Below are 2,291 nucleotides of genomic sequence, written 5' to 3' on the forward strand. Positions count from 1 at the left end.
CCTTGAGCTCGAGCTGGTCATTGACCGCGCCCAGGCGGCTGTGGGTGGAGTCGACCCTGGCCCAGGTGTGCACGCCATCAACGCCGGCGGCGTGGTCGCCGTTGCGGTCGCGCCAGGTATGGCGCAGCAGCTGGGTGAGCGCGAACTGGTTGGCCAGGTAGGCGCCGGTCTCCGGACGCAGGACCGGCGCCGGATCGATCGGATCGATCGGATCGATCGGATCAACCGGATCCACCGGATCCACCGGATCGACCGGATCGACCGGCTGGCACTCCGGCAGGCTCGGATCGACGTCGCACGGGGTGGTCGGCGACTGCAGTTCCGAGCGCAGGTACCAGTGGCCGTCGGTGCCCTTGACCAGGAAGTACTCGTACTGGCCGCCAACGGCACGACCGATCAGGTCGAACTGCGCATTGGACGCACCGCCGATGGTGATCAGCTCGATGCCCAGATCGGTCCTGGCGCCGGCACCGCCTGCGTTGAGCACGCGCACGCCGGCCTGGCCGTCGGCATCGCCGGTGATGACCAGCCTGTCGGTGGCCGAACTGTCATCGCCCAGCACGGTGTTGAACAACAGCGTGCCGCCGGCGCCGGTGAAGCTGTCCACGCTGAGGGTGTTGAAGGTGCTGCCGTTGCCGAGTGCGACGGTGCCGGTGGCGTCGAGCTGCAGCCGGCCGACGTTGCTGTCGCCGGTGAGCATCCAGGTGCTGTTGGTGCCGATGTCGGCGCGGCTGACGTTGATGAAGCGACCGTCGATGCGCGCGTTGTTGCGCAGCGTGACATCCAGCGTGCCGGTGACGGTGCGGGTGTCGAAGGTGACATCGCCGCGGAGGCGCGAATCGTCGACCGTGAAAGCGACCGTACTCACACTGGCAGTGGGGTCCCCAAGCAGTGAGGTAACCCGCAGCAGATGGCCATCGCCCCCGATCAGCCTGGCGTCGTTGGCGATGAGAATGTCGTACGCCTTGTCGACGGCCGATACCGCCCCGATGTGAAGTGCCGCGCCGCGCCCGGAACGGACCGTGGAGCCATCCACCCGGAGACGGGTCGTACCTGCTGCTGCATCGGTCCCCCAGAAGTGGACGCCGATATTGGCCGCATCGATATACGAGCCATTGATGATGTCGATGCTGCTGCCAGCGGCCATGCGCACCCCCAGGCCCGAATTGTAGTCGGGGGTACCCGGGTTGTCGGCCACCGTCACCCGCGTGTTGTCGAGGGTGGCGTGGGCGCTGTCACCGCCCAGACCCAGGAAGTCCACGCCGACGCTGGCAAGTGCACCGGTCACGCCCTGCACCTGGATGCTGCTGTCCGTCAGATGGGCGGTTGAATCGTTCGTCAGCCAAAGACCGCCGCCCTGGAACAGAGTGCCGTCGGCGCGCAAGGCCGACGTCCCGCGGAGTGTTACCGACTTGTTTCCGCTCACCAGCCGCGTGACGGTCGCGCCGGTGAGGTCCACCGATCCTTCCGTCACATCGATGTCGTAGGTGTGCCCGCCCGTGACGAGCAGCCGTGCCCCGTTCCGCAGCGACCAGGTTTCGGGCGTTTCGCCCGCCACCACCTCGGCCTGTTCGCCGTCGAGCTGGCGCGCCGTCACATCGCCGAGCGGAAGCACGCCCATCGCCAGCATCACCGCGCAGGCAAGGGGCCGCACCGACGGGTGGCCGGCAGCAGAGGTCTTCATCAAAGTCATCGTCCTGTTCTCGCGTCAGAGGGCAAATGTGGCCGAGCACGTCACGTGATCGCCGCGTCCCCGCGCGCCCCACGCCCCATCGAAGGCAGCGGTGTCGTGAAGATGGGAAGGGGGGGGGGGCGCCAGCGTCGATCTGTGTCAGCGATGACGTGTAGTGTTGCGACCAATGGCGGGCCACCCCATGCAAGAAATTGCAGATGGACCCGGCTTGCCGGTAGCAGCCAGCCCGGATTCAGAAGAGTGAGGAGGCCTACCGCGGAAGGCGTCGATGGAGCGGGTATCCGCTCCATCGACGATACGCTGCGCGGCGTTCAGAAGTGGCCTTTCCTGAACGCCGCTGTCTGGACGCAATGCCCGGGTCTCGCCGTCGGGGAGCTCGGACATGGCACTGTCAGGACCCTCACCAGGCGTAGGACATCCCCAGCTGCGCACTGGCTTCGCGGTAGCCGCTGTCGCCGCGCATCAGGCCCAGCCCACCCCAGGCCGAAACGCCCGGGCGGAACGCAACCTTGGCACCGGCGCTGAGCGCATAGCGGTTGCGCGGCGTGCTGGCGCGCATCGCTTCATCGTCGAAGGCGATGCCGTTGCTGGCCCCGTC

Annotated in this window: 2 protein-coding genes; both read right to left on the reverse strand. The window is 67.4% G+C overall.

The genetic code is table 11. The annotated features are described in order from the left end of the window. A partial coding sequence (locus tag ACPEH8_RS19350; protein WP_423667875.1) for an autotransporter outer membrane beta-barrel domain-containing protein occupies window positions 1-1,684 on the reverse strand: 1,684 nt, incomplete at its 3' end. A gap of 409 nt (window positions 1,685-2,093) precedes the next feature. After that, window positions 2,094-2,291: autotransporter outer membrane beta-barrel domain-containing protein (locus ACPEH8_RS19355; RefSeq protein ID WP_423667878.1), on the reverse strand; the 198-nt coding region annotated here is incomplete at its 5' end.

The sequence above is a fragment of the Stenotrophomonas sp. NPDC077461 genome (genome assembly GCF_049545475.1).
Taxonomy (GTDB): Bacteria; Pseudomonadota; Gammaproteobacteria; order Xanthomonadales; family Xanthomonadaceae; genus Stenotrophomonas; species Stenotrophomonas nematodicola.